General features: G+C 74.4%; 23 protein-coding genes and 3 pseudogenes. 13 read left to right on the top strand and 13 right to left on the bottom strand.

The genetic code is table 11. From position 1 onward, the window contains the following. Nucleotides 1-71: 71 nt before the first annotated feature. Nucleotides 72-1,382: an ABC transporter permease gene (locus tag QFZ62_RS12175; RefSeq protein WP_307506106.1), complete on the bottom strand. Its 1,311-nt coding sequence runs from the start codon at nucleotides 1,380-1,382 to the stop codon at nucleotides 72-74. Further along, complete coding sequence (locus tag QFZ62_RS12180) at nucleotides 1,379-2,125, bottom strand: ABC transporter ATP-binding protein (RefSeq protein WP_307506109.1); 747 nt, start codon at nucleotides 2,123-2,125, stop codon at nucleotides 1,379-1,381. The genes QFZ62_RS12175 and QFZ62_RS12180 overlap by 4 nt, the downstream gene beginning before the upstream one ends. 168 nt (nucleotides 2,126-2,293) lie before the next feature. On the opposite strand from QFZ62_RS12180, the gene QFZ62_RS12185 reads away from it, so the two are divergent. Beyond that, entirely contained in the window at nucleotides 2,294-3,556 is a 1,263-nt protein-coding gene (locus QFZ62_RS12185; protein ID WP_307506112.1) for a sensor histidine kinase, read from the top strand. Beyond that, nucleotides 3,553-4,236, top strand: a complete 684-nt coding sequence (locus QFZ62_RS12190; protein WP_307506115.1) for a response regulator transcription factor — start codon at nucleotides 3,553-3,555, stop codon at nucleotides 4,234-4,236. The genes QFZ62_RS12185 and QFZ62_RS12190 overlap by 4 nt, the downstream gene beginning before the upstream one ends. A 302-nt stretch (nucleotides 4,237-4,538) precedes the next feature. On the opposite strand, the pseudogene QFZ62_RS12195 reads toward QFZ62_RS12190, so the two are convergent. The 3 genes and pseudogenes from QFZ62_RS12195 to bla form a co-directional block, all read right to left on the bottom strand. Next, nucleotides 4,539-5,324: pseudogene (locus QFZ62_RS12195) on the bottom strand (DMT family transporter); the annotation flags it as partial. Continuing rightward, on the bottom strand, nucleotides 5,305-5,676 hold the full coding sequence (locus QFZ62_RS12200) for a metalloregulator ArsR/SmtB family transcription factor (RefSeq protein WP_307506116.1): 372 nt from the start codon (nucleotides 5,674-5,676) through the stop codon (nucleotides 5,305-5,307). The pseudogene QFZ62_RS12195 and the gene QFZ62_RS12200, both read right to left, overlap by 20 nt. Nucleotides 5,677-5,767: 91 nt before the next feature. Beyond that, the gene (bla, locus tag QFZ62_RS12205) at nucleotides 5,768-6,760 is read right to left on the bottom strand and encodes a class A beta-lactamase (RefSeq protein WP_307506119.1); all 993 of its coding nucleotides are present in this window, start codon (nucleotides 6,758-6,760) and stop codon (nucleotides 5,768-5,770) included. Between the two features lie 268 nt (nucleotides 6,761-7,028). Here bla and QFZ62_RS12210 point away from each other — a divergent pair, with 268 nt between their 5' ends. Next, nucleotides 7,029-7,694 (top strand): DedA family protein, encoded by a 666-nt coding sequence (locus QFZ62_RS12210; protein ID WP_307506122.1) that lies wholly within the window; start codon nucleotides 7,029-7,031, stop codon nucleotides 7,692-7,694. Between the two features lie 71 nt (nucleotides 7,695-7,765). Continuing rightward, nucleotides 7,766-8,849, top strand: a pseudogene (locus tag QFZ62_RS12215) (glycosyltransferase family 9 protein). Between the two features lie 51 nt (nucleotides 8,850-8,900). On the opposite strand, the gene QFZ62_RS12220 reads toward QFZ62_RS12215, so the two are convergent. Together QFZ62_RS12220 and QFZ62_RS12225 are read right to left on the bottom strand one after the other, a co-directional pair. After that, nucleotides 8,901-9,965 (bottom strand): S66 peptidase family protein, encoded by a 1,065-nt coding sequence (locus tag QFZ62_RS12220; RefSeq protein WP_307506125.1) that lies wholly within the window; start codon nucleotides 9,963-9,965, stop codon nucleotides 8,901-8,903. Between the two features lie 94 nt (nucleotides 9,966-10,059). Beyond that, nucleotides 10,060-10,731: a response regulator transcription factor gene (locus QFZ62_RS12225; RefSeq protein WP_307506128.1), complete on the bottom strand. Its 672-nt coding sequence runs from the start codon at nucleotides 10,729-10,731 to the stop codon at nucleotides 10,060-10,062. A gap of 124 nt (nucleotides 10,732-10,855) precedes the next feature. Between QFZ62_RS12225 and QFZ62_RS12230 the strand changes: the two genes are divergently transcribed. Then, nucleotides 10,856-11,137, top strand: a complete 282-nt coding sequence (locus QFZ62_RS12230) for a GlsB/YeaQ/YmgE family stress response membrane protein (RefSeq protein ID WP_307506129.1) — start codon at nucleotides 10,856-10,858, stop codon at nucleotides 11,135-11,137. Between the two features lie 114 nt (nucleotides 11,138-11,251). On the opposite strand, the gene QFZ62_RS12235 is transcribed toward QFZ62_RS12230, so the two are convergent. Both QFZ62_RS12235 and QFZ62_RS12240 read right to left on the bottom strand, forming a co-directional pair. Continuing rightward, entirely contained in the window at nucleotides 11,252-12,088 is an 837-nt protein-coding gene (locus QFZ62_RS12235; RefSeq protein WP_307506132.1) for a ferritin-like domain-containing protein, read from the bottom strand. A 139-nt stretch (nucleotides 12,089-12,227) separates the two neighbouring features. Continuing rightward, nucleotides 12,228-13,055: a sugar phosphate isomerase/epimerase gene (locus tag QFZ62_RS12240; RefSeq protein ID WP_307506134.1), complete on the bottom strand. Its 828-nt coding sequence runs from the start codon at nucleotides 13,053-13,055 to the stop codon at nucleotides 12,228-12,230. 176 nt (nucleotides 13,056-13,231) lie between these two features. Between QFZ62_RS12240 and QFZ62_RS12245 the strand changes: the two genes are divergently transcribed. From QFZ62_RS12245 to QFZ62_RS12270, 6 genes and pseudogenes are all read left to right on the top strand, one after another. After that, complete coding sequence (locus QFZ62_RS12245) at nucleotides 13,232-13,963, top strand: ThuA domain-containing protein (RefSeq protein WP_307506136.1); 732 nt, start codon at nucleotides 13,232-13,234, stop codon at nucleotides 13,961-13,963. Next, complete coding sequence (locus QFZ62_RS12250) at nucleotides 13,960-15,048, top strand: Gfo/Idh/MocA family protein (protein WP_307506138.1); 1,089 nt, start codon at nucleotides 13,960-13,962, stop codon at nucleotides 15,046-15,048. The genes QFZ62_RS12245 and QFZ62_RS12250 overlap by 4 nt, the downstream gene beginning before the upstream one ends. Nucleotides 15,049-15,162: 114 nt before the next feature. Then, nucleotides 15,163-15,775: pseudogene (locus QFZ62_RS12255) on the top strand (nitroreductase family protein). A gap of 192 nt (nucleotides 15,776-15,967) precedes the next feature. Further along, on the top strand, nucleotides 15,968-16,138 hold the full coding sequence (locus tag QFZ62_RS12260) for a hypothetical protein (RefSeq protein ID WP_307506139.1): 171 nt from the start codon (nucleotides 15,968-15,970) through the stop codon (nucleotides 16,136-16,138). Between the two features lie 134 nt (nucleotides 16,139-16,272). Next, nucleotides 16,273-16,731, top strand: a complete 459-nt coding sequence (locus QFZ62_RS12265) for a cytochrome c oxidase subunit 4 (RefSeq protein WP_307506141.1) — start codon at nucleotides 16,273-16,275, stop codon at nucleotides 16,729-16,731. Between the two features lie 130 nt (nucleotides 16,732-16,861). Beyond that, nucleotides 16,862-18,244, top strand: a complete 1,383-nt coding sequence (locus QFZ62_RS12270) for a serine hydrolase (protein WP_307506144.1) — start codon at nucleotides 16,862-16,864, stop codon at nucleotides 18,242-18,244. 87 nt (nucleotides 18,245-18,331) lie between these two features. On the opposite strand, the gene QFZ62_RS12275 is transcribed toward QFZ62_RS12270, so the two are convergent. The 3 genes from QFZ62_RS12275 to QFZ62_RS12285 all read right to left on the bottom strand — a co-directional run bounded on the left by QFZ62_RS12275 (nucleotide 18,332) and on the right by QFZ62_RS12285 (nucleotide 22,332). Beyond that, nucleotides 18,332-19,996, bottom strand: a complete 1,665-nt coding sequence (locus QFZ62_RS12275) for a catalase (protein WP_307506145.1) — start codon at nucleotides 19,994-19,996, stop codon at nucleotides 18,332-18,334. 104 nt (nucleotides 19,997-20,100) lie between these two features. Continuing rightward, nucleotides 20,101-22,014, bottom strand: a complete 1,914-nt coding sequence (locus tag QFZ62_RS12280; protein ID WP_307506146.1) for an amidase — start codon at nucleotides 22,012-22,014, stop codon at nucleotides 20,101-20,103. Nucleotides 22,015-22,146: 132 nt separating this feature from the next. Further along, on the bottom strand, nucleotides 22,147-22,332 hold the full coding sequence (locus tag QFZ62_RS12285) for a PspC domain-containing protein (RefSeq protein WP_307506148.1): 186 nt from the start codon (nucleotides 22,330-22,332) through the stop codon (nucleotides 22,147-22,149). Nucleotides 22,333-22,600: 268 nt separating this feature from the next. Between QFZ62_RS12285 and QFZ62_RS12290 the strand changes: the two genes are divergently transcribed. Continuing rightward, the gene (locus tag QFZ62_RS12290; protein WP_307506151.1) at nucleotides 22,601-23,185 is read left to right on the top strand and encodes an ANTAR domain-containing protein; all 585 of its coding nucleotides are present in this window, start codon (nucleotides 22,601-22,603) and stop codon (nucleotides 23,183-23,185) included. Between the two features lie 100 nt (nucleotides 23,186-23,285). On the opposite strand, the gene QFZ62_RS12295 is transcribed toward QFZ62_RS12290, so the two are convergent. Then, nucleotides 23,286-24,266, bottom strand: coding sequence for a sigma-70 family RNA polymerase sigma factor (locus QFZ62_RS12295; protein WP_307506154.1), 981 nt, complete (start codon nucleotides 24,264-24,266; stop codon nucleotides 23,286-23,288). A gap of 251 nt (nucleotides 24,267-24,517) precedes the next feature. Here QFZ62_RS12295 and QFZ62_RS12300 point away from each other — a divergent pair, with 251 nt between their 5' ends. Further along, a complete protein-coding gene (locus tag QFZ62_RS12300; RefSeq protein WP_307506157.1) occupies nucleotides 24,518-26,050 on the top strand; it encodes an amino acid permease in 1,533 nt (510 codons plus the stop codon). The last annotated feature ends 21 nt before the right edge of the window (nucleotides 26,051-26,071 follow it).

Consider the following 26,071-nt stretch of genomic DNA (forward strand, 5'->3'; position numbering starts at 1 on the left):
TGCTGCGGACCCGCCACCGGCTGAGGAGGGGCGGCACCCACGGCCGCCGCCCCTCCGCCGCCCGTCGGCCGCTACTCGTACCGCAGCGACGTCACCGGATCCGCGCGCGCCGCCCGGGCCGCGGGCAGCGTGCCGGCGAGGAACGCGATCGCCATCACGACGAGCACGATGGTCGCGATCGAGGCCGGGTCGAACGCGATGAGCGTCAGCCCGGGCAGCCCCGAGAGCAGGCTGCCGGCGAGGGCGGCGCTGATCCCCGTGCCCGCGGCCACCGCGATCACGACCCCGACCGCGCTGCCGAGGAACCCGATGAACGCGGCCTCGATGCTGAACAGCGCGAACACCTTGCCGCTGCTCTGCCCCATGGCCTTCATCAGCCCGATCTCGCGGGTGCGCTCCTGCACCGACATGAACAGCGTGTTCACGATGCCGAACGACGCCGCCAGCAGCGCGATGATCGCGAACCCGTTGAGCACCAGCACGATGCCGTCGATCACGGTCTGGAACGTGCCGAGCTGGTCGGCGACGGTCGTGCCCGTGTAGCCCGCATCGGCGAGGCGCGCGACCAGCGCGTCCACGTCGGCATCGGTGGCCGCGGCGTCGAACCGCACCGTCGCCTGCGCGTACCGGTCGGGCTCGTCCGCGGGGAGGCCGGTGTCCTGCGCGGCGGAGACCGCGTCCGTGAGGGCCGCGTTGGTCGTGATGCTCGCGCCCGTCGTCGAGGCGATGCTCTCCTCCGCGACTCCCACCACCGTCGCGTCGACCAGGTGCTGGGCACGTGCCGCGTCGGTGACCGCGAGCGTCACGGTCGACCCGACGGCGGCCTCGTCGTCCGCGAAGCCGAGCGGCTCCACGAACGAGGTGGGCAGCACGGCCTGCAGCTCGGTGGATCCGCCGTCGGGCGCGGCGCCTGCCGTGAGCGTCATGGTCTGGCCGGGCGCGAGGCCCGTGGCGCCGACGACGTAGGGCGCGCTGTGGCCCGCCTGCACGTAGTCCGGCGAGAGGGAGACGGTCGGCTGCACGTCGAGCACGCCGCCCACGCCCTGGAGGGCGGTGATGTCGTCGGGCGTGAGCGCGACCACGGTCTGGCCGGGAGGGCCGGTCCGGGTGCTCGCCACCGTGTCGGGGTCGTACTCGCGCGGGCCGGTCGCGCCGGGCCCGGTGGCGGCGGGGTCGTCGCTCGCGCGGGTCACGGTGAGGGTGTCGGAGGACCCGACCGCGCCCACCGTGTCGTCGATGTAGCGGTCGATGCCGGTGCCGATCCCGTTGGTGAGGGTGAGGGTGAAGGCGCCCACGAAGATCGAGAGGACCGTGAGCACGAGCCGCGTCCTCGAGCGGAACGTGTTGGCGACGGCGGACCGGATGAGGTCGAGGGGCCTCATGCCGCCACCGCCTCGGTCGCGGCGGCGGCACGTGCGGCCGGGAGCCGCGGCCCGTCGTCGCCCGAGTCCTCGACCAGCAGGCCGTCGCGGATGAGGATCCGCCGGTCGCAGCGCGCGGCCAGGTCCTCGTCGTGCGTGACGATGATGAGCGTGATCCCGCGCTCGCGGTTGAGCGCGAACAGGATGTCCTCCACCACCTGGCCCGTCGCGGAGTCGAGGTTGCCGGTGGGCTCGTCGGCGAAGATGATCCGCGGGTCGTTCACGAGCGCCCGCGCGATCACGGTGCGCTGCTTCTGCCCGCCCGACAGGTCGCCCGCGCGGTTGCGGGCCTTGTCGTCGAGCTCGAGCTGGGCGAGCGCCGCCATGCCGCGCCGCCGCCGCTCCGTGCGCGGGGTGCCCGCGATGGCCATCGGCAGCATCACGTTCTCGAGCACGGACTGGCTCGCGGTGAGGAAGAACTGCTGGAACACGAAGCCGAAGGTGCGGTTGCGCGTGCGGTCGAGCCGGCGGCCGCGGAGCTCGGACGTGTCGACGCCCTCCAGCTCGACGGATCCGGAGGTGGGCGCGTCCAGGAGCGCCAGCGTGTGCATCAGGGTCGACTTGCCGGATCCGCTCTTGCCCACGATCGCGAGGCTCTCGCCCTGCCGGATGTCGAGGCTCACGCCCTTCAGCGCGTCGAAGCGGTTCTGGCCGCGGCCGTACGACTTGCGCACGTCCCGTACCCGGATGATGGGGGTGTCCATGGTCCTCCTCGGTGGTCGGGCGCCGGTCGTCCGGGCCCTGGGTCGAGCCTCGCCGGGGCGCCCGCGGCGCGCGTCGCCCGAGCGCGTCCGGCCGGTACCGCGGTCGCGGTACCGGCTCTGGTCCGGCGGGGCGACGCGCGGGGAGCACGCGTCCGGGATCATGAGGGCATGCCCCGTCCCGCGCCGCGTCCGCCCGTCGCGGTCCCGAGCCCGCGCATGCGGCCGCTCGTCGGCGGCGACCCGCTCACCGGGGGTCCCATGTCGAGGCGCCGCCGCCCACCCGTCTGGATCGGCGACCTGCTCGCGTCGATCCTCGTCGTGGTCCTCGCGTTCGCGCGCTTCCCCGGCGGCGAGTACCGCGCCGACGACCCGCTCACGTTCGCGCTGGCGCTCGCCCCCGTCGCCGTGCTGCCCTTCCGGCGCCGCCGGCCGATCCCCGTGCTCGTCGCGTGCCTCGCGCTGTTCGGCGCCGCCGCGTTCGCCGGGCTGCTCGCGCCCGGGATCGTGCTGTCCGTGGCGATCGCCATGTTCGTGGTGGCGAACCGCCTCGACCGGCGCGCTGCCGTCACCGCCGCCGCCTGCTCGGTGGTGGCCGTCGTCGGGCTCAGCCTGCTCGCGGCGGTGGGGTCCGTGTTCGACCCCCGGACCTTCCAGTTCGCCGTCATGACGGCGTTCGCCGCCGCCGCCGGTGACGCCACCCGGTCGCGCCGGGAGTTCATCGCGGCCGTGACGGAGCGGGCCGAGCGCGCCGAGCAGACGCGCGAGTCCGAGGCCCGCCGCCGGGTCACGGAGGAGCGGCTGCGCATCGCCCGCGACCTGCACGACGCGGTCGCGCATCAGATCGCGGTCATCAGCCTCAACGCCGGCGTCGCGTCCTCGGCCGTCGACACCCGGCCCGAGAAGGCGAAGGAGGCGCTCGTCACGATCCGCAGCGCGTCGCGCGCCGTGCTGCGCGAGATCGGCGACCTGCTCGAGATGCTCCGCCACGGCGAGGACGCGGGCGAGGGGGCCGGATCCGCCGCGCAGCCCGGGCTCGACCGCCTGGAGGCGCTCGTCGAGCAGTTCGCGACCACGGGCCTCGAGGTGTCCGTGCGGATCGAGGGCGACCGCGGCGCGCTCCGCGGCGCCCCCGACCTCGTGGCCTACCGCGTGGTGCAGGAGGCGCTGACCAACGCGCACAAGCACGGATCCGCCGGGCGCGCGCACGTGCTCGTGGAGGTGGGCGACCGGGAGGCGCGCATCGTGGTCACCAACCCGGTGCCCGCGCCCGCGGGTGGTGCCGGTGGCGACGCCGTGCGCGTCGACGGCCACGGGCTGCTCGGCCTGCGCGAGCGCGTCGACGCGGTCCGCGGGAGCATCGAGGCCGGATCCGCACCCGGGGGCTGGCGCCTCGCCGCCACCCTGCCGCTCACGAGGGAGGGCCGCGCATGATCACCGTGCTCGTCGTCGACGACCAGCCGCTCATCCGGCAGGCGGTGTCCGACATCCTCGACGTGGATCCGCGCACGAGCGTCGTCGGCACGGCCGTCGACGGGCGCGACGCCGCGGAGGCCGCGCGCCGGCTCCGTCCCGACATCGTGCTCATGGACATCCGCATGCCCGAGCTCGACGGCATCGGGGCCACGGCGGAGATCTGCGCGGACCCGGCGCTCGCCGAGACGCGGGTCCTCATCCTCACGACGTTCGAGGAGGACGAGTACCTGGTGGCCGCCCTCCGCGCGGGCGCGAGCGGGTTCATCGGCAAGGGCGCGGAGCCCGAGGACATCGTGCGCGCGGTCGTCGCCGTGCACGCGGGCGACGCCCTGCTCTCGCCCACCGCGACCCGCGGCCTCATCACCCGCTACGTGCTGCCGGGCGGCGCCGGGTCGCCGTCACCCGCCATGTCGCGGCGCCAGGCGGAGCTGGAGCACCTCACCGAGCGCGAGCGCGAGGTGCTGCTGCTCGTGGCGCAGGGCCTCGCGAACCCGGAGATCGGCGAGCGGCTCTTCATCTCGCCGCACACCGTGAAGACGCACGTGAACCGGGTGATGGGCAAGATCGGCGCGCACGACCGGGCGCAGCTCGTGATCCTCGCGTACGAGACGGGGATGCTGCGGCCCGGCGAGGGGTAGCGGGACGCGGCCCTCGAGACCGCTGTCCCCGACCCCGCGGCCCTCAGTGCCCGTGCCGGTGGTGGCTGTCCGGGTAGTGCTCGTGCGTGTGGGTGATCGGCTCGTGCGTGTGCAGGTGGCGGGTGGCGCGTCCCGGGAGCCACGGGCTCCGCGTGGTCGTGCTGGTGGTGCGCGTCGTGGGTGTGCCAGTGGTCGTGGGTCACGGCGTCGTGCGTGTGCTCGTGCTCGTGCCGCTCCGTCAGGTGCAGCCAGACGCCGACGGCCATGAGGATCCCGGAGAGCACCAGCGGCCAGGTCACGGGCTCGCCGAGCACCAGCGCGAGGATCGCGCCGAAGAACGGGGCGACCGAGTAGTACGCGCCGGCGCGGGCCGTGCCCACGTGCCGGAGGGCGACGATGAAGAGGACGAGGCTCACGCCGTAGGCGAGGAAGCCGACCGCCATCGCCGCGGCGACGTTCCCGAGCGCGGGCAGCTGCGCCCCGAGGAGGAACGCGAGCACGAGGTTCACGGGACCGGCGACGCCGCCCTTGACCGCGGCCAGCCAGGTGGCGTCGGCGAGCGCGACCTTCCGGGTGAGGTTGTTGTCGATGCCCCAGGAGAGGCAGGCGCCGAGGATCGCGAGGGCCGGCCAGGCGCTGCCGAGCTCGACGCCCTGCGGGACGGTGAGGACGACCGCGCCCGCGACGATCGCGACCATGCCGAGCGCGATCCGACGGTCGAAGTTCTCCTTGAACACGAACCAGGCCAGCAGCGCCGTCGCGACGCCCTCCGCGTTCAGCAGGAGCGAGGCGCCGGACGCGGGCATGCCCCCGAGGCCGACCAGCAGGAGGAGGGGGCCGAGGATCCCGCCGAACATGATCGCCCCGGCGAGCGGCAGGCGCTCGTCGCGGGCGAGGTGCACGCGCGGGGACCGGCGGACGAGGCGGATCAGCCCGAGCCCGATGCCGGACCCGGTGTAGAGGAGGCCGGCGAGCATCCACGGGCTCACGGAGTCGAGCAGGAGCTTCGCGGCGGGGGTGCCCGCCCCGAACAGGACCGCCGAGAGCAGGGCCGCCTGGACCCCGCGGCTAGCGAGCGCCGTCCGCACGCGCGGCCTCCTCGTGGTGGTGGGCGGGGGATCCGCCGAGCTGGTGCTCCGCCTGGAAGATCGCGTCGGTCACGAGCTGGCGCGCGTGCTCGTCGACGAGCCGGTAGAAGACGCGCGTGCCCTCCTGCCTCGTCGCGACCACACGCGAGAGCCGCAGCTTCGCGAGGTGCTGCGACACGGCGGCGGGGGACTTGCCGACGCGCTCGGCCAGGTCGTTGACGGGGAGCTCGCCGTCGCGGAGGGCGAGGACGATCCGCACCCGCGTCGCGTCGGCCAGCATCGCGAACACCTCGACCGCGAGCTCGACGTGCTGGCTGTCGGGATGGCGGCCGCACCTGTTATCTGCATCCATGCGCAGATCCTTTCACATGCGGCGGCGGTGATGCGCCGCAGCCGACCGGTGCGCGCCCGGACGCTCATCCGCCGCCCGCGCGATCGCTCCGTCAGCCGAGCGCGCCGAGCGCCTCCGCGGCGGCCTTCGCGGCGCCGGAGACGAGGGCGTCGTCCGCCTCCGCGTCCTGCCGGTCCTTCGACGAGTGCACCGCGATCACGAGGGGCGCGGCGTCCGGCCGCCACACCACCGCGATGTCGCCGCGGCTCGCGTAGGCGCCGGAGCCGGACTTGTCGCCGACCGTCCACTCCGCCGGCAGCTCGGCGCGCACGAGCGTGGCACCCGTCTGCGTCGCCCGCAGCCAGTCGGTGAAGAGCGCCCGCTCGTCGGCGTCGAGCGGATCCGCCATGGCGTTCGGGCCGCCGAGCGCGTAGGCACGGAGGTACGCGGCGGCGGCGCGCGGGGTCGTGGTGTCGCGGTCGTCGCCCGGCGTCGCCTCGTTGAGGTCCGGCTCGGTGCGGGAGACGACCGTCGTGTCGTCGCCGAGGGCGGTGAGCGCCGCATCCAGCTCGGCCGGACCGCCGAGCGCCTCGAGGAGGAGGTTCGCGGCGGTGTTGTCGCTGCGGGTCATGGCGGCGTCGGCGAGCTCCCGGAGGGTCATCGTGCCGCCGACGCGCGTCGCGGTGACGGGCGCGTAGGCGAGGATGTCGGCCGCCTCGACCGGCACGGCGCGCTCCAGCCCGGCGATGCCGACCCGGTCGAGGAGCGCGGCCGCGAGCGGCGCCTTGATCGTGGATGCGTACGCGAACCGCTCGTCCGCGCGCCAGGAGACCTCGGCGCCCGTGCCCGTGTCGACCGCGTGCACGCCCAGGCGCGCGCCGAAGCGCTCCTCGAGGGCGGCGAAGGCGGCGTCGGCGGCGGCCCGGTCGACCGCGGGGGCCGCGGTTGCGGGCGGCGCGGAAACGGCTGATGGGGTCGTGCTCGGGGACTCGGCGGCGGGGGCCGCGCAGGCGGCGAGGAGAGCGGCGGCGAGCGTCGCGGTGACGGCGAAGGCGAGGGCGAGGCGTGCGCGGCGGGCGGGAGCGGGACGGGCGGGGTGGATCACGGGGGAGCTCCTCGGGAGGCGGCGGGCGGAAGGCGGGCGCCGGGCGGCGGGCGGTGGTCGGCCGCGGATCCAGCCTCCCGTGGACGCGCCGCCCCGTCGTCCCCCGCGCGGTCGACCCGCATCCGCCGCCGGGATCACGCCGAGGATTCAGCGGTTGCGGAAGCGCGTCTCCTAGGCTCGCGGGTCGGGGTGCCCGTCGATCGCGCGCGCGCCCCGATGCCCGTCCGCACGACCCGACGCCCGACCCCCCGACAGAACGAGAGGCCGCATGAGCGCCATCCACGCCGTCATGACCGGTGAGATCCACCCGAGCGAGGGGTACGACGGCTTCATCGGCTGGGTCCTCTCGCTCATCGAGACGCTGGGGGAGGTGGGCGTCGGCCTCGCGGTCCTCATCGAGACGTTCGTGCCGCCGATCCCCTCCGAGGCGATCCTCCCCGTCGCCGGCTTCCTCGCCTACGAGGGCCGCATGAACGCCTGGGGCGCCTGGGCCGCGGCCACGATCGGCGCGCTCGCGGGAGCGCTCATCTGGTACGCGATCGGCGCCGCGCTCGGCCGCGACCGCACCCGCCGCCTCGTCGGCCGGATCCCGCTGCTCGACCACGCCGACTTCGACAAGGCCGAGGCCTTCTTCGTCCGCTGGGGCGGCACCGCGGTGCTCCTCGGCCGTTGCGTGCCGCTCGTCCGCTCGTTCATCTCCATCCCGGCGGGCATCGAGCGCATGGCCATCTGGCGCTTCTCCCTCTACACGGTGATCGGATCCGGCGCCTGGAACGCCATCTGGGTGGGCCTCGGCTTCGCGTTCGGCCCGGCGATCCGCCCGGTGCTGGAGGAGTGGAGCGGCCTGATCTCCTACGCGGCGATCGGCGTCATCGCGCTGCTCGTGCTGTGGTTCGTCGTGACGCGGCTGATCCGGCGGGCGCGGGCGGCCTGAGGGCGCGTCGGGCGCGTGCTCCCGCGCCCGGCCGCCGGCCGCCGCGCCTCCCCTCTGCCAGGCTGGATCCCATGCAGACCCGAGGCGACAGCGCCGCCCTCCCCGACGACGCCCGCCCCGCTCCCGAGAGCGCCGACGGCGCCGCGGGCCCCGACAGCCCCGCGGGCCCCGACAGCCCCGCCGAGATCCTCGTCCTCCGCGCCATCAAGCTCGGCGACATCCTCGTGGCCGTCCCCGCGCTCCGCGCCATCCGCCGCGCGCACCCGGGGTCGCGGATCCTCCTCGCCACCACCGGCTGGCTCGCGCCCGTGGTGAAGCTGCTCGGCATGGTGGACGAGCACCTCCCGCAGCAGGGCTTCGACCACCCCATCGCGCGCGCGCCCGGCACGGTCGACCTCGCGATCAACCTGCACGGCGCCGGCATCGAGAGCCGCACCCTGCTCCACGAGCTGCGCGCGCACCGCACCCTCGGCCATGCGGCGCCGCAGTTCGACGGCATGCCCGCCGCCGACGGCCCCGAGTGGGAGGACGGCGTGCTGGAGCGCTACCGCTGGGCGCGGCTCGTGTCCTGGCACGGCATGCCCGCCGATCCGGACGACGTCGGCATCGAGGTCCCCGCCGAGCCGCCCGTCGTCGAGCACGCCGTCGTGATCCACGTGGGCGCCCGCCTACGGATCCCGCCAGTGGCCCGTCGACCGCTTCGCCGAGGTCGCCCGCGAGCTGCAGGCGGAGGGCCGCACGGTCGTCTTCACCGGGTCCGACAAGGAGCGCGAGCGCGCCCTCGAGGTCGCCGCGCTCGCCGGCATGCCCACCTCGACCGTGCTCGCGGGTGAGCTGGCCCTCGACGCCTTCGCGGGCGTCATCGCGGCCGCCGACCTCGTCATCTCCGCCGACACGGGCGCCGCCCACCTCGCGAGCGCCTACGGCATCCCCTCGGTCGTGATCTTCGGCCCGGCCCCGCCCGAGGAGTGGGGCCCGCCCGCCTCAGGCCCGCACATCGTGCTGACCGACGCGTCGCAGCGCCTCGGTGACACGTTCTCCGCGATCCCGGACCCGGCGCTCCTCGCGATCACGCCGGCCCACGTCCTCGAGGCGGCCCGCTCCCTCGACGGCCACCGCGTGATCCGCCCCCTCACGGGCGAGCCGCGCGACTGATCCGGCGCGAACCTCGCCCACGAGCGTCGCCGCCGCCTCATCCGGAGCCGCTCAGCGGTAGTCCGCGTGCACCGTGCGGGCCGCCCCGTCGAGCCGCACCGTCCCGCCGTGGGGGAGGATCCACTGCGGACGCGTGTGCCCGAACGGCACGCCCACGCACACCACGGCGCGCGGGTTGTAGCGGGCGACCTGCTCGATGACGGTGTCGCGCTGCTCGGCGCGGAGCCGCGCGCGCTCCTCGGGCGACGGCACGGGTGCGCCCAGGACGACGGTCGGCGGCCGGGCGACGAGCACGCCTTGGACGGCGCCGAGGATCCCGCGCTCGCCGAGCGCGCGCACCCACCGCTTCACGCTGTCGGCGGACGGCACCTCCTCGCTCGTCTCGAGCAGCAGGATCCCGCCCTCGAGCCTCGCCGCGTCGGGCATGCGCCCGGCCATCGCGATCTGCTCGATCACCTCGATGCAGCCACCCCAGGTCGACCCCTGCACAGCTGCCGCCGGTCCCGCCCACGTCCACGGCTCGGTCGTCTCGCGCTCGCCGAAGTCGGTGAGCGCGCGAGGATCCGTCCAGTCGACCCCGTGGTCCTCCGACTCGCCCGGCTCCCTGATCTCCAGCTCCCCGCCCTCGATCAGCGCGGCACGCAGCGAGCGGAGGTGCACGTCGTCGATGCCGGGGCCGGCGCCGAGGTGCACCTGGGTGGATCCGCCGTAGAAGCTCGGGATGCCGAGCCCCGCGAGCAGGTTGTGCAGGTTCGTGTTGTCGCTGTAGCCGAGGAACGGCTTGGGGTTGAGCGCGAGCTCCTCGATGTCGATGTGCGGGATCACCGTCACCTGGTCGTCCCCGCCCACCGTGGAGATGACCGCGCGGATGGAGTCGTCGGCGAACGCCGCCGTGATGTCCGCGGCGCGGTCCTCCGCGCTCGCGCCGAGCCGGCGCGTGGTCGGGTACTCGACGGGGATCAGCCCGGTCGCCTCCTGCAGTCGCCGCATCGCCTGCTCGTGCACCTCCGGCGCCATCCCGGGTGCGGCGAACGCGGGCGACAGCACCGCCACCCGGTCTCCCGCCTTCGCCTTGGGCACGGACTTGCGGAAGCGGGAGGAGGTGGAGGGGATCATGCGGGTCATGCTCGCAGAGCGACCTCCGCGGTAGGCGGGCATCCCCACAGCGCGGACGAGCGGATCGTGCGCCTGCGGTCTCGGGGCGCCGCCCCTACGGCCCGCCCAGCCAGTGGTCGATCCGGTGGTGGTCCGGGCTGAAGCCGTGGCCCACGCCCCAGATGACCGCCTGGGTGCGGCTCTGCACCTGGATCTTCCGGTAGATGGAGCGGATGTAGCTCTTCACCGTGTTGGGGGAGAGGTAGGTGAGGGCGGCGACCTCCTGGTTGCTCTTGCCCTGCGTGATGAGCGCGAGGATCTCCGACTCGCGGTCCGTGATCCCTTCGCGCTTGCCCGGCCAGTCGAGCGACGGCGCGCTCGCGGCCCGGAGCGGCGCCTCGTTGAACAGCTCCTCCCCGGCCTGGATCCGCTCGAGCGCCTCCACCAGCTCGCGGGCCGGCAGCGCCTTGGAGAGGTAGCCGTGCACGCCCTGGCGGCGGGCGTCGGCGATCAGCTCGGGCTGGAAGTTCCAGGTGTAGACGACCACGTGGGTCGCGCGCGGGTTCCGCACGAGCTCCGCGATCTCGTGGTGGTCCGACTCCGGCTGCGCGAACGAGTCGTAGAGCACGATGTCGATCTCGTCGGAGAGGGCGGCGTTCGCGTCGATCTCGGCGACGACCACGCGGTCGCGGTAGTCGTCGAACATGTGGGCGAGGCCCTTCAGCACCACGTCGTAGTCGTCGACGAGCGCGATCGTGACGGGGCGGGTGCGGGTGGCGGCGGGCATGGCTCCAGGATCCCACCCCCAGGGGTGTGCTGACACACCCCGGAGGGTGGTTGGTTGGAGTCATCGGCCCGAACGGGCATCCACCGCGCGTCTTCCCTGACGTGCCCGCACAGAGGAGAACACCATGCTCGGACTCATCATCAGCCTCATCGTCGTCGGCCTGATCGCCGGCTTCATCGCCCGCGCGGTCGTGCCCGGCCGCCAGAACCTCGGCATCCTCAAGACGATCCTGCTCGGCATCGTCGGCTCGTTCGTCGGCGGCTTCCTCGGCTTCCTCATCTTCCAGCGCGACGCCATGGACGGCTTCTTCCAGCCCGCCGGCATCATCGGGTCGATCATCGGCGCGATCATCGTCCTGCTCATCTACGTGAAGGTCGGCGGCAGCCGCAAGTCCGTGCGCCGCTGAACACGACCGGGCGAGCCCTGGACGCGCTGGCGCGGTCCGGACGACCGCCGGTAGTGGAGCAGTGAGGAGGGGCGGGTGGCCGAGGAGGCCGCCCGCCCCTTCCGCATGCCCGGATCAGACGGCCGGGCCCGCGGGGTCGGCCCCGTCGCCGGACGGCCCCATCAGCCGCGCCCGCGGATCCACCAGCACCGACCTCGCCGCCGCGCCGAAGCCGCGCATCGCCTGGCCCCAGAACGCGCGCGGCACGACCCCGCAGGCGCGCAGGGCCGCGCGGTGGTCGACGACGATCACCGTGGCCGCGCCCGCCGCGACGACCGTCCAGGCCGCGCCGACGAGCGCGCGCAGCGGAGCGGGCATGTCCCGGAAGCCCGTGCGCAGCCGGTCGATCTGGAAGCGGACGTGGTTCCGCTCGTCGTCCGCGATGCGCTGGCCGAGGGCCCGGAGCGCGGGGTCCGGCGCGTGGTCGGCCAGCGCCGTGAAGTAGCCGGTCGCGACCGTCTCCGCGATGAGGAACAGGCTGATCTCCGTCCGCAGCCCGATGAGGTGCCGCAGCCGGGTGAACGCGGCGTCCGTCCAGTGCGCGGGGAGCGCGGGCGCGTCCAGGTGGTCGAGCGCGCGGAGGAAGAGGGCCGCGTGCTTCTGCTCCTCCTGCACGAGGAGCGCGAGCGCGTGCGTGTACGCGGGGTCGCCCGCGGCGGTCGCCATGCGGAGCAGGTGCGTGCCGTCGCCGCTCTCGCCGAGCGCGAAGCGCTGGAACGAGCGGACGAACGCGCGCCGGGTGCGGGCGTCGAGCGGCGAGGGCGCGCCCGCGGGGATCAGCTCCTCGGGGGCGAGGTGCCGATCGGCGTTCGCGTGGAAGTGGGCGATCCAGTCGACGGCGGTCGCCATGCGCGGCGTCCCGGGGGTGCTCGGGTGATCCTGATGCGGGTCGGTGTGCGTGATCGAGGTCATGCGCCCACGCTAGGAACGGCCCGCCTCCCGCCTCGCCCGGCGGGAGGCGGATCCCGCGGCGCCGCTCGCCGCATGCGCCAGCCGCAGGATCACCCGGGAGATGCAGCGTCATCCGGCCCGGGATGCACCGCGACGGGGATCAGGCGAACACCCGCTGCACCACCTCGTGCTCCTCCTCGAGGCCGTCCCACTCGTCGGATCCGTCAGGCCGGCTCGACTCGTTGACCATCGCGAGCGCGCCCGTGAAGCCCGCGTCCTGCAGCACGCGGAGGGAGCGGGCGTAGTCGACGTCGTCGAGGCGGCCGTCCTCGTGGCGGTGCGCCTTGGCGTGGCAGGTGACCGCGTGCCCGGCGATGCGGGCGAGCTGCTCGTGCTTGTCGGGCATGGTCCAGTTGCCGAGGTCGATGAGGACGCGCACGTCCCCGGCGTCGGCCAGGAGGGCGAGCACGGAGTCCGCGTCGGGCATCATCTCGCGCCAGTTCTCGACGACGACCTGGATCCCGGGGTGCCCGTCCGCGAGCCGCGACAGCCGCCGCGCGCTCGACGCGAGCAGCTCCCGGGTGGGCGCGCTCCGGCCGGCGCCGACGCGCGCGTAGTGCGCGCCGAGGGTGAGGGCGTCGTCGAGCAGGCCGGAGATCCACTCCTCGTGCAGGTCGGCGTCGGTGGGGTGCACGAGGTCGCCGTCGTCGACGAGGAACGCGTCGAGCACGATGCCGGACGACTCGAGCGACGCCCGCAGGTCCTCAAGGTAGGAGGCCTCCCGCGTGGGCAGCTGGAAGTGGGCGAGCTGCACGGCGCGGTAGCCGCGGCGTGCGAGCTCGGCGGGGAGGTCGAGGAGGTCGAGCGCTCCGGCGGCCCGGCCGCCGGGGACGACGGGTCCGGATCCGTCCGGGCCGGCGACGCGCGGATGCCCGAGCGTCCCGTCGAGGGACCAGGCGTGGACGGCCTTGTCGGTCGGGCCCGTCACCGGAGGGCTCCTGGTGCGTGGACGATGGCGGTCATGCGGCCTCCCGGGTCGCCCGCGTCGGCGCGGGGCATGCGTACGATCGTAAGCGCGGGCATGCGCCACGTCACGGCCGATCTCGGGCGCGACGCGGTCGGCCGAGGCCCGCTCCCCCCGACCACCGCCCGATGAGGAGCGCCATGGACATCGTCGTCTGGAACGAGAACGTGCACGAGACCCGAGGGGACGCGACCGTGCTGTCGCACTACCCGGACGGGATCCACCAGGTCGTCGCCGACGGCCTCCGCGAGCTCCTCGGGGCCGACGCGCAGGTGAGCACCGCCACGCTGCAGGATCCCGAGCACGGCCTCACCGAGGAGCGCCTCGCCGCCACCGACGTCCTGTACTGGTGGGGCCACGTCGCGCACGGCGAGGTGGACGACGCCGTCGTCGAGCGGGTGATCCGCCACGTCCACGCCGGCATGGGCCTCGTCGTCCTCCACTCCGGCCACTACTCGAAGGTGTTCACGCGCCTGATGGGCACGACGTGCTCGCTCAAGTGGCGGAACGACGGCGAGCGGGAGCTCGTCTGGACCATCGCGCCGCAGCACCCCATCGCCGAGGGCGTGCCGCACCCGATCGTCATCGACCGGCAGGAGATGTACGGCGAGCAGTTCGACATCCCGCGCCCCGACGAGGAGGTGTTCCTCTCCACCTTCGCGGGCGGCGAGGTCTTCCGCTCGGGCGTCGCGTACCACCGAGGCCGCGGCCGCGTCTTCTACTTCTCGCCCGGCGACCAGGAGTACCCCGTGTACCACCACCCCGACATCCGCCGCGTGCTCGCGAACGCCGCGCGCTGGGTCGCGCCCACGCAGGGTCGCGCCGACCTCACGGCCGACCAGCACCCGCGCGACTGGTTCCTCGCCCGATGAGCGCCGCGAAGGCGACGCCCGCCGTGCCGACCGCACCCGCCTACGACGGCCCCCGCGTCCGCGTGATCCACGTCGGCCTCGGCGGCTGGGGCGGCGACTGGGCGCGGAACGCCGTGCCGGCCGTCGCCGAGGTCGAGGTGGCGGCGATCGTGGATCCGAGCGAGCCCACCCGCGAGCGCGTGCGCGCGCTCCTCGGGCTCTCGGCCGAGGCGGCCTTCGCCTCGCTCGCCGACGCGCTCGCCGCGGTGGAGGCGCAGGCCGTCATCATCACCGCGCCGGCCGTCACGCACGCGCCGCTCGCGCTGGAGGCGCTCGCCGCGGGCAAGCACGTCATCGTGGAGAAGCCGTTCGCCAACACGACCGCGGAGGCCGCCGAGGTGGTCCGCCGCGCGGAGGAGCTGGGGCTGTTCCTGCAGGTCAGCCAGAACTACCGCTGGTACCCGGCGCCGCGCCGCGTGCGCGAGCTGCTCGCGGCCGACGCGATCGGCGAGGTCGCGACCATCGAGATCGACTTCCGCCAGTGGGACAACGACGAGCCCGACGACTACCCGCACTACCGCTTCCCGCAGCCGATCATCAACGACATGGCCATCCACCACTTCGACCTGATCCGCATGGTCACGGGCCGCGAGGCCGTGCGCGTGTTCGCGCGCACCAGCCGGCCGTCGTTCAGCCACTTCCGCGACCCCGCGGTCGCGAGCATGGTCATCGAGCTGGAGGGCGGCCTCATCGTCGACTACCGCGGCAGCTGGCTGCACCGCGGGCCGGTCACGCCGTGGGCGGGCGAGTGGCGCATCTCAGGCGAGGACGGCGAGCTGACCTTCACGAGCCGCGGCGAGGGCGTCTCGGCCGACCGGGTCGGGATCCGCGACGCCGCCGGCGCCGAGCGCGAGCTCGACCTCGAGACCCTCCCGCTCATCGGCCGCGCCGCGGGCCTCCGCGCCTTCGCCCTCTCGATCCTCGGCGGTCCGCCGCCCGAGACGAGCGGCCGGGACAACCTCGGCAGCCTCGCCCTCATGGAGGCGGCCGGCCGCTCGGCGGAGTCCGGCCTCTTCGAGGACGTGCGGGACCCGCTCGCCGGCTGACCCGGATCCGGACGGGGCGCGCGTCACCGAGGAATAGCCGCGCCCCGTCCCGCCTTGTGCTCCGCGAGGCCCGACGGCGTGCCGACCCCGCCCGCCACCGACCGGAGGATCCGCATGACGCTCACCGACGACACCACCACCGCACCCGCATCGACCGCGCGCACCGCCGACACGGCCGTCCCGATCGTGCGCGAGCTCGACGCCCGCTGGAGCCCCCGCTCCTTCGACCGCGCAGCGACCGTCTCCGACCAGCAGCTCGACGCGCTGCTCGAGGCCGCGCGCTGGGCGCCGTCCGGCAGCAACCAGCAGCCGGCGCCGCTTCATCGTCGCCCGTCGCGGCACGCACGCGTTCGACACCATCGTCGACGCGCTCGTCGGCTTCAACGCCGCCTGGGCCGTGAACGCGTCCGCGCTCATCGTCGCCATCGCCGAGACCTCCACGGTCGAGGGCGAGAAGCGCCCCTACGCCGCCTACGACCTCGGCCAGGCGATCGCCCACCTCTCCGTGCAGGCGCAGGCCGAGGGCCTCCACACGCACCAGATGGCCGGCGTCGAGTTCGACAAGCTGTCCGCCGCGTTCGACCTGCCCGAGAACCTGCAGCCGCTCACCGTGACGGCCGTCGGCGTGGTCGCCCCCGCCGACGCGCTCGAGGGCCCGCTCGCCGAGCGCGAGACCCTGCCCCGCACGCGCCTGCCGCTGTCGGAGCTGGTGCTCGTCCGCGAGTAGCCCGCGCGCACGCCACCGCGGCCGTCGACCTCCGGGTCGGCGGCCGCTGTCGTGCGCGCCGCATCCCTCCTGCTCAGCGCTGGTGTCAAGCCCGTCGTCGGCGCCCGACCGCGCTCCTAGCGTCGAACGTGGGCGGCAGGACCCGTGGATCACGGGCCGCGGAGGGCCGCCGGGGAGGCACGCATGTCCGACATGACCATCACGAGAGCGCACGGCGCGACCGAGCCCGCCTTCTTCCTCGAGCACCCCTTCGACCTCTGGGGCTTCGACGGCATGCCGGAGGACGGCCCGTACCCCTCCCAGGAGGCGGCGGAGTCCGCGGCCCGGCTGGTCCTCGAGGCGGTGTGCGGCGCCGACGACTGAGGCCCGGCATCCCGGGGTGGGCACTCCGCGTCGCGCGCAGCCGATAGCGCAGCCGCTCCCCGCGGGTCAAGGTCCTGGGCGCGGACGCCGGACGGGTGTGCGATCGATGCACGCTCACCGATCCGAGGGGGACCATGCGCGCCAACGTCCGAATCCTGTTCGTCCTGGCCTCGTTCTTCACCCTGGCGGGCATCGCCTACGTGGTGTGGAACATCGCCTACGAGGCGCAGGGCCTGAACACCGACCCCAACAGCGGGGAGGGGGCGTCGGTCGTCGAGTGGGTCGGCACCGTCACGCTCTTCCTCTCGGCGGCGTTCGCGGCCTTCATCGGCTTCTTCCTGCAGCGCGTGCACAAGGCGCAGGAGGGCGAGCTGCCGCAGGACCGCGAGGACGCGAACGTCGACGACGGCGACCCGGAGCTCGGCTTCTTCTCCCCGCACAGCTGGTGGCCCATCACCCTCGCGGGCGGCGGCGCGCTCGTGTTCCTCGGCCTCGCGGTGGGGATCTGGATCGCCCTGTTCGGCGCGATCCTGCTCGTCATCGCGGTCGTCGGCTGGACCTACGAGTACTACAGCGGCTGGCACGCCCGCTGAGGCGCCTCCCCGGGAGGGCGCGGCCGTTCGCGTAGAGTCCGGCAGGCGACCCGCGTCCGGAGTCCGGCGTGCGCCGCCGGCGATGACCGGTCGCGTCCCGTGACAGACCGACCGGATCCGGAGCCCCCGCATGAGCGACATCCTCGAGTACGTCCGCACCTGGCTGGACCTCCGCGTCTGGCAGACCCGCGTCCCCGGCGCGCAGGTCGCCATCGCCCGGCACGGCGAGGTCGTGCTGTCGGAGGCGTTCGGCGTCGCGGATCCCACCACCGACGCGCCGCTCACGCCCGCGCACCTGTTCCGGGTGGCGTCGCACTCGAAGTCGTTCACCGCGACCGCGATCCTGCAGCTCGCCGAGCAGGGCGCCCTCCGGCTCGACGACCGCCTCGGCCAGCACGTGCCCGAGCTCGCGGAGGGCGGATCCGAGCTCGCCGACGTCACGGTCACCTCCCTCCTCGAGCACGGCGCGGGCGTCCTCCGCGACGGGTTCGACGGCGACCACTGGCAGCACGCCGGCCCCTTCCCCGACCGTCGCCACCTGATCGCGATCGCGAGCGCGCCCGGCGTCGCCAAGGTCGCGCCCGACACCGCCTTCAACTACTCGAACGTCGGCTACGCGCTGCTCGGGCTCGTGGTCGAGGCGGCGTCCGGCCTGTCGTACGCGGAGTACCTGGCCGAGCGGATCATCGCGCCGCTCGGCCTCCGCGACACCGCCTCGGAGTACCTGCCGGAGCGCGCGTCCGAGTACGCGGCCGCCTCCACGTCGCTCCGCACCTCGCGCGAGCGCACCGTCCTCCCGCACGTCGACACGCGGGCGATGGCCGCCGCGACCGGCGTCACGAGCACCGCGTCCGAGCTCGTCGCGTTCTTCTCCGCGCTCGTCCTGCCCGGCGACGAGCGGCTCCTGACCGACGCGTCGAAGCGGATCCAGCAGCGCCCGCGCTTCGCCACCGGCCAGGATCCGGCCGGCCCCCGCCGCTACGGCTACGGCCTCATCGTCGAGCGCGTCGGATCCGGCGCCCCCGAGACCACGGTCGTCGGCCACTCGGGCGGGTACCCGGGCCACATCACGCGCACGGCGGTGGATCCGGTGAGCGGCTGGGCGGTCAGCGTCCTCACGAACGCGATCGACGGCCCCGCGGCCGCCCTCAGCACGGGCGTGCTGGAGCTGCTGCTCGCCGACTCCGCCGTCTCCGACGAGGAGCGCGCCGCCGTCGACGCGCCCTTCACGGGCCGCTTCGCGAACATGTGGGGCCTGCAGGACCTCCAGGTGGTCGGCGACCGCCTCCTCCGCATCGACCCGACGGCCGAGCACCCGCTGGAGTCGGTCGACGTGCTCGAGCGCACCGGCGACTCGTCGGCGCGCATCGTCGAAGGCGAGGGCTTCGGATCCGTCGGCGAGGAGGTCACGGCCGAGCGCGCCGCCGACGGCTCCGTCGACCGGATCCGCGCGGGCGGCGGCATGACGCTGGAGCCCGAGCTCCGGTCCTGGGTGCCGCGGTCGCGCGGCTGATCCGCCGCACCCCGTGCACGCCGGAGGGGCGGGTGGCCGTGGCCACCCGCCCCTCCCGTCGTCCCGCGTCGCGCGCGGGTCCGCGACCTACGCCGCGTCGACCAGGTTGCGCCGCGCGTCGGGCACGCAGTGCGTCATCATCAGCCCGGTCACGTCGCGCGTCCCGTTGTGCCCGAGGTTCGCGAGGCGCTGCTGCTCCTCCTCCGACAGCGTCTGCGACTGCAGCGGCGGCAGGTCCTTCACCTCGTCGAGCGTGATGCCGAGGCCCTCGCCCACGCGGCGGCCCAGGTCGTCCTCCACGAGGTAGAAGTGCCAGAGCATGCGCTCCTGCACGGGACGCGCGGCCTGCGAGATGAGGTCGGTGAGGTTCGCGACGAGGTCGTCGCGCTCCCAGCCCTCCATGAGCAGGTAGCGCTGGCCGGCCTGCAGGTAGTCGGCGGTCAGCGGGATGCGCTTGCGCGTCAGCCGGCCGGTGATCTCCGGGCCCTGGTCGTCGTGCGTCGGGTACTGCCCCTCGCGGAGCCCGCCCGTGATCGACGGCTCGTAGTTGATGTGCGGGTTCTGGCCGCCGTGATCCTGGTGGAACGTCATCTGCCCGTCGCGCTGGTTCGTCGCCACGTTCGCGTGGTGCGGCGCGTTCACCGGCAGCTGCAGGTAGTTCGGGCCCACGCGGTAGCGCTGCGCATCCGAGTAGGAGAAGGTGCGGCCGACGAGCATCTTGTCGTCGGAGAAGTCGAGCCCGTCCACGAGCACGCCGGTGCCGAACGAGAGCTGCTCGTTCTCGGCGAAGTGGTTGGTCACGTTCCGGTTCAGCACCATCGTGCCCACGGCCTTCGGCGGGAAGTCGTTCTCGGGCCAGACCTTCGTGTCGTCGAGCGGGTCGAAGTCGAGCTCAGGGTGGTCGCCGTCGTCCATGAGCTGCACGCGGAGCTCCCACTCGGGGAAGTCGCCGCGCTCGATGGCCTCGTAGAGGTCCTTCGACGCGTGGCCGAGGTCGCCGCCCTGCACGACGGCCGCGTCGGCCTCGGTCATGCTGCTGACGCCGGCCTTCGGGATCCAGTGGTACTTCACGAGCTTCGTGCCGCCCTGGGCGTCCACCCACTTGTAGGTGTTCACGCCGAAGCCCTGCATGTGGCGGTAGTCGGCGGGGATGCCGCGCGGGCTGAACAGGTTCATCAGCATGTGCATCGACTCGGGCGTCTGCGACATGAAGTCGAAGATCCGCGCGGGCTCCTGGCGGAAGGTGACGGGGTCGGGCTTCAGCGAGTGGATCACGTCGGGGAACTTGATCGCGTCGCGGATGAAGAACACGCCGAGGTTGTTCCCCACCATGTCCCAGTTGCCGTCCTCCGTGTAGAACTTCACGGCGAAGCCGCGCGGGTCGCGGGCGGCCTCGGAGGAGTCGCGGCCGCCGATCACGGTGGAGAAGCGGATCGCGACGTCCGTGCGCTTGCCCGCCTCCTGGAAGAGCTTGGCGCGCGTGTACTTCGCGATGGGCTCGTCGCCCCACGTGCCGGTGGCCTCGAAGTAGCCGAACGCGACGGCGCCGCGCGCGTGCACGACGCGCTCCGGGATCCGCTCGCGGTCGAAGTGGCTGATCTTCTCGAGGAACTGGTAGTTCTCGAGCGTCGCGGGGCCGCGCGCGCCGACGGTGCGCTGGTTCTGGTTGTCGTAGACGGGGTGGCCCTGGCGGTTCGTGAGGACCTCGCGGTCATCGCCCTCGGCGGGGCCCTGGGAGGAGACGTCGGTCATGGGATTCCTTTCGTCGTCGTGCCTCCAGCCTGCCGGGGGACCGCCGACACGCCCAGCGCCGCGCGGCGACTCCCAGAGGATCGGCCGGTCGCGGAGGGCGGCGCCTAGGCCGGGCGGCGTCGCGGGCGTCGGCCTCCGCCTCCGCCTCGGCCTCGGCGTCGGCGGAGGAGGCCGACGGCGAGGGCCGTCACGATCCCGCCCGCGAGCGCGAGGCCCGCGGAGATGGCGGCGTTCTGCGCGCCGGTGTTGACGCCGAGGCCGGCGATGCGGGCGGCGCCGAGCGCCTGCGGGGCGGATCCGGCGGGCGCGGCGGGTACGGGGACGCTCGCAGGCTCCGCCGCGTCGTCCGCCGCCCCGTCAGCGCCGGGATCCGCGACGGCCACGAGCTCCGGCGTCGACGCGGGCGCGACCCGGTGCCGCGTCGCCTGTTCGTACGCGTAGGCCATCGCGAGGAGGTCGCCGTCACGGCTGCGGGGCGCGGCGAGCTCGAGGCCCACGGGCGCGCCCGTCGACGTGGTGCCCGCCGGCACCGAGATCGTGGGGATCCCGGTGTTCGCGCCGACGTCGCAGAAGGTGGTGCCCGCCCAGGTCGGGGTCGCGCTCGTCGCGCTCACGGGCATCGCGAGGGCGTCGACGTCGTGCTCGACGAAGAAGCGGTCCATCGCCGCCCTGCCCGCGTCCTGCTCGGCGATCGACCGCTCGTAGTCGGGGTTCGGGATGTCCTCGTGGCTGAGGAAGTAGGCGATGTCGCTGTCGGTGAGCGCGCTCGGCCGGTCGGCGATCACGTCGGCGAAGCTCAGCACGTCGGCCGGCTCCGTCCGCGCGGAGAGGCGGGCGGGCCAGGTCGCCGGCGTCTCGGCGAGGAAGCGGTCGATGCTCGGCCGGATGTCGCGCCAGCCGCCGCTCTGCAGCGTCCCCTCCACGAACTCGCGCGTGAGCGGCACCTCCACGACCTCGGCGCCCTGGGCCCGCAGGTCGGCGACGGCCCGCTCCATGAGGGCGGTCGTGTCGGCGAGGCCCGGCCGCTCGGGATCCTCCGCGATGTCCCAGCGCACCCAGCCGATGCGCTTCCCGGCGAGGGCGGTGGTCGACAGCCCGGCGACGTACGCGTCGGTCGCCTGATCGTCGGCGATCGCGGTGAGCGGATCCGCGGGGTCGCGCCCCGCGAGCACCTCCATCAGGAGCGCGGCGTCGGCGACCGTCGTGGCCATCGGCCCGGAGACGTCCTGCCGGGGCGACAGCGGCAGGATCCCGGCGGTGCTCGTAAGGCCCATCGTCGGCCGGTAGCCGACCAGGCCCTGGTGCGCGGCCGGGCCGAGGATGGATCCGCACGAGTCGGTGCCCAGCCCGGCCGGGGCGTACGCCGCCGCGACGGCCGCGCCCGTGCCGCCGCTCGATCCGCTCGCGCTGTTCCGCTGGTCGTAGGGGTTCGCCGTGCGGCCGCGCGCGGAGCTCAGCGTGTAGGTGCCGTGCCACGCGAACTCCGACATGTTGGTCTTCGCGAGGATGATCGCGCCGGCCGCCCGGAGGCGCGCGACCGCGGTGGCGTCCTCCTCGGTGCGGTAGGAGCGGAGGGCCGCGCTGCCCGCGGTGGTGGGCATGTCGGCGGTCGCGTGGTTGTCCTTCACGACGACGGGCACGCCGTGCAGCTTCCCGCGGATCGTGCCGGCCGCCCGCTCGGCGTCGAGCTCGGCGGCGGTCGCGAGCGCCTCGTCGTTCACCGTGATCACGGCGGCGAGGCCCGGCTGGTCGCCGTAGGCGTGGTCGTACGCCTCGATGCGCGCGAGGTAGGCCCGTGTCAGCTCGACGGAGGTGGTGGCGCCGGACTCGAGGAGCGCGAGCGCGTCCGCGACGCCGAGGTCGACGACGGCGGGCGCGGTCACGTCGGCCGCCCCGGCCGCGGGGAGGACGGGATCCGCGGCGGCGGGCACGACGCCGCCGGTGAGCGCGAGGCCCAGGCAGAGGACCGCGGCCGCGGGGAGGCCGACGGCCGCGCGGATCCGGCCACGTGCGGGCATGCGCGGTCCTCCAGGTCGGGGAGAGGTGTCTCCCCAGTCTGGGAACCGGGTGTTGCGGCGGCGTTTCGGGCGCGGGACGATCCCGGTCCGTCCGCGGTCACGCGCGCGGGTGGGAGGGCGCGCACGACGGGATCAGGCGCGCTGCTTGGGGAACACGATCCAGAGGATCAGGTACAGCAGCACCTGGGGGCCCGGCAGCACGATCGAGATCACGAACAGGAGCCGGACGAGGAACCGGCTGATGCCGAAGCGGTCGGCGAGGGCGGCGCAGACGCCGGCGATGATCTTCCCGCTACGGGGACGCATGAGGGTGGCCATGCATCGAGCATGGCAGGGGCGCCTGCGCCGCGGCCGGGAGGGCGCCCCCGGCGGATGCTCGCCGGATCCACCTCGGGGGCGCCGTCCGCGCCGCCGCGTGACGGGGAACGGCTCCCCGTGAGTTCTCCCGAGCCCCGGTTTGGGCCCAAAGCGATGGTGCGATACTCGAACGTCGAGCCGGGGCTCGGCGTCTCCTCGCGCCGGCGCGGGTCGCGGTCGCGCAGGCAGCCGCCGAGCCGTCCGCCCCACGAACCACGGGAGGAGCCGCATGCAGTCGCACTGCTCGCCCCTGCCCGCCCACGTCGTCGCCGGGTTCCACGCCGCTCCCGGCCGCGCCGCCGCCGTCGAGCTGCTCCTCGCCGCCCTCCTCGACGCCTCCTCCGCCACGGGGGCCGCCGTCCTCCTGCCGCGCGCGTCCGGGGTCGAGGTCGCGGGGGAGTCCGGCGACGCGCTCGCCGCGCTGCTCGCGCAGCCCGCTCCCGCGACGGGTCCGGGACTGCTGATCGTCGCGATGGGCGACGCCGCCGATGCGGCCGACGCCGACCCGCGGACGGCCGGGGCGGTCGCCCTCCACCGGGCGTCCGGCGCGCTGACGGGCGCCGACCGCGCGCTCGCCGCGGAGGTCGCCGTGCACGCGCGCGTCGCGCTCGCCGCATGGGACGCCACCGAGGAGCTGGAGCGCGGTCTCGCGGCGCGCACGCTCGTCGGCCAGGCCCAGGGGATCCTGATGGAGCGCTTCTCGCTCGACGCCGACCGCGCGTTCCAGGTGCTCCGCCGCTACTCGCAGGACGGCAACGTGAAGCTCGCGGAGGTCGCCCGCCGCGTCGTCGAGACGCGCGCGCTGCCCGGCTGACGCGCGCGCTGCCCGGCTGACGCGGGCTGCGCGGCTGGCGCGACTTCTGCACGCTGCCCGGCCGACGTGGGCACCGGGCGATCCGCGCCCGGCGCGTCGGTCAGGCCGAGCGGCGGTCCGCTTCGCGCAGCCGGATCGGCGACACGGCCGCGAGCGGCGCCGTCTCCGGCACGAGCTCCGGCTCGCCGCGCGTGAGCTCGGTCCGCAGCTGCCCGAGGATCCGCGCGAGCAGCCGCGACACCTGCATCTGGGTCACGCCCAGCTCGGCCGCGATCTCGCTCTGGCTGCACTCGTCGACGAAGCGGAGGTGCAGGATCCGCCGGTCGCGGTCGCTGAGGATCCCGCGCGCGGCGTCGAGCAGCACGGTGCGCTCGGCGCGGGCGTACCCGGGGTCGTCGGCGCCGATGGTGTCCGCGAGGGACGTGCCCTCGTCCTCGTGCACCGTGAAGTCGAGGGACACCGGCCGCAGGCTCGAGTGCGCGGCGAGCGCCTCGGCCACCTCCGCGCGCGGGTGCCCGGTGTGCGCGGCGAGCTCCGCGTCGGTGGGCGTGCGGCCGAGGCGCTGCGTGAGCGCGGGCACGACGGACAGCAGCGCGTGCCGCAGCTCCTGGATCTGCCGCGGCGGCCGCACCACCCAGCCGTTGTCGCGGAGGTGGCGCTTGATCTCGCCGGAGATGGTGGGGATCGCGAACGACACGAAGGGCGCGCCGAAGCCGGGGTCGTAGCGGCGCGCGGCCTTCACGAGGCCGAGGTAGCCGACCTGGCGGAGGTCGCTCCAGTCGTGGGTGCGGCCCGCGTGCTGGCGGGCGAGCTGGTCGGCGAGCTCCAGGTGGTCGAGCACGATCCGGTCGTGCAGGCGGCGGCGCTCGGCGTCTCCGGCCGGACCCTGGCCGACGGCGGCGGCGCGCACGAACCGGTCCTGCGTCACGCGGCGCTTCTCCTCGCGGGCGGCGGCGATCCCGGTCGGGACGGCGGCCGCGAGGGGCATGGCGGCCGCGAGGGGCACGGGCGTCGCGGGGGCGACGCCCCGCAGGGCGGACGGTGCGGCGACGAGGGCGCGCGAGCGCAGCGATTCGGTCACTCAGGACCCTCCGGACGAGGACGGATGCGGCACGCTGCTTGGCCGCTCCTCCAGAGAAGCACTGCTTCTCGGGGGTGCCTAGGTCGGGCGAGCACTTCTCCTCCTGCTTCTCCTGCTTCTCCTGCAGGCCGGGCGTGTCGACGGCCCGCGCATCCGCACCAGTCCGGAGCAGCGCCCCCGTCCGGGTGCGCGCGTCCCGCGCCGGTAGGCTCGATCCCCGTTCCCCGCCTCCCCACCCGAACGGACGCCCCATGAGCCTGTTCCGCACGAAGAGCATCGAGTCGTCGCTCGCCGACGCCGCGGGAGGCGAGCGCAGCCTCACCCGCTCCCTGGGCACCTGGGACCTCATGCTCATGGGCGTCGCCGTCGCGGTCGGCGCCGGCATCTTCTCCGTCGGCGCGAAGGCGGCCGGGAACTACGCGGGTCCGTCGGTGACGCTGGCGTTCGTGCTGGCCGCCGTCACGTGCGGCCTCGCGATCATGTGCTACGCCGAGTTCGCCTCGGCGGTGCCGGTCGCGGGCAGCGCGTACACCTTCACCTACGCGACCATGGGCGAGCTCCTCGCCTGGATCATCGGCTGGGACCTCATCCTCGAGATGCTCACCGCGGCGGCCGTCATCGCGAAGTACTGGGGCATCTACCTGGAGTCGGCGCTGCAGCTCGCGGGGCTCGACATCCCCGCCACCATCACCGTGTTCGGCCTCGGCATCAGCTGGGGCGCGGTGCTCATCACCGCGATCTTCACCGTGCTGCTCGTGCTCGGCACCAAGCTCTCGAGCCGCGTCTCGAGCGTCTTCACCGTGCTCAAGGTCGCGGTCGTCCTGTTCGTGATCGTCGTGGGCGCCTTCTACGTGAAGGCCGAGAACTACGCGCCCTTCATCCCGCCGCAGCAGCCCGCCGAGGGCGCCGCCGCCGACGTCTGGACCCAGTCCCTCTTCTCCTGGGCGAGCGGCCAGGAGCCCACGCAGTACGGCCTCTACGGCCTGCTCGCCGGCGCCTCGCTCGTCTTCTTCGCGTTCATCGGGTTCGACGTCGTCGCCACGAGCGCCGAGGAGGTCAAGGACCCGCAGCGCACCCTGCCGCGCGGCATCTTCGCGGGCCTCGCGGTCGTCACCGTCCTCTACGTGCTCGTGACCCTCGTGCTCACCGGCATGGTCCCGTACACGGTGCTCGCCGACGCCGAGGACCCCTCGCTCACCACCGCGTTCACCGCCGTCGGCGCGGGATGGGCGGCGCAGGTCATCTCCATCGGCACGCTGCTCGGCCTCACCACCGTGCTGATGGTGCTGCTGCTCGGCCTCGCGCGCGTGGTCTTCGCCATGAGCCGCGACGGCCTGCTGCCGCGCGGCCTCAGCCGCACGAGCGCGAAGCGGCGGACGCCGGTGCGCGTGCAGATCATCGCGGGCGTCGTCGTCGCGGCCCTCGCCGGCTTCACCGACGTGGGCGTGCTGGAGGAGATGATCAACATCGGCACGCTGTCCGCGTTCGTGCTGGTGAGCATCGGCGTGATCGTGCTCCGCCGGAAGCGCCCCGACATCCGCGCGTCGTTCCGCGTGCCGTTCATGCCGTGGCTGCCGATCCTCTCGGCCGTGCTCTGCGTCTGGCTGATGCTCAACCTCACGACCCTCACCTGGGTGCGCTTCGTCGTCTGGCTCGCGATCGGCTTCGCGATCTACTTCCTCTACGGCCGCCGCCACTCGGTGCTCGGCCAGGAGGAGGCGCGGATCGCGGCGGGCGGGGAGCCCGCGCCCGAGCTGCCGTCGGCGTCGACGCCGCGGGACTGATCCCGGGCTCGTGCGCCGTGC

The sequence above is a fragment of the Clavibacter sp. B3I6 genome, assembly GCF_030816895.1.
Taxonomy (GTDB): Bacteria; Actinomycetota; Actinomycetes; order Actinomycetales; family Microbacteriaceae; genus Clavibacter.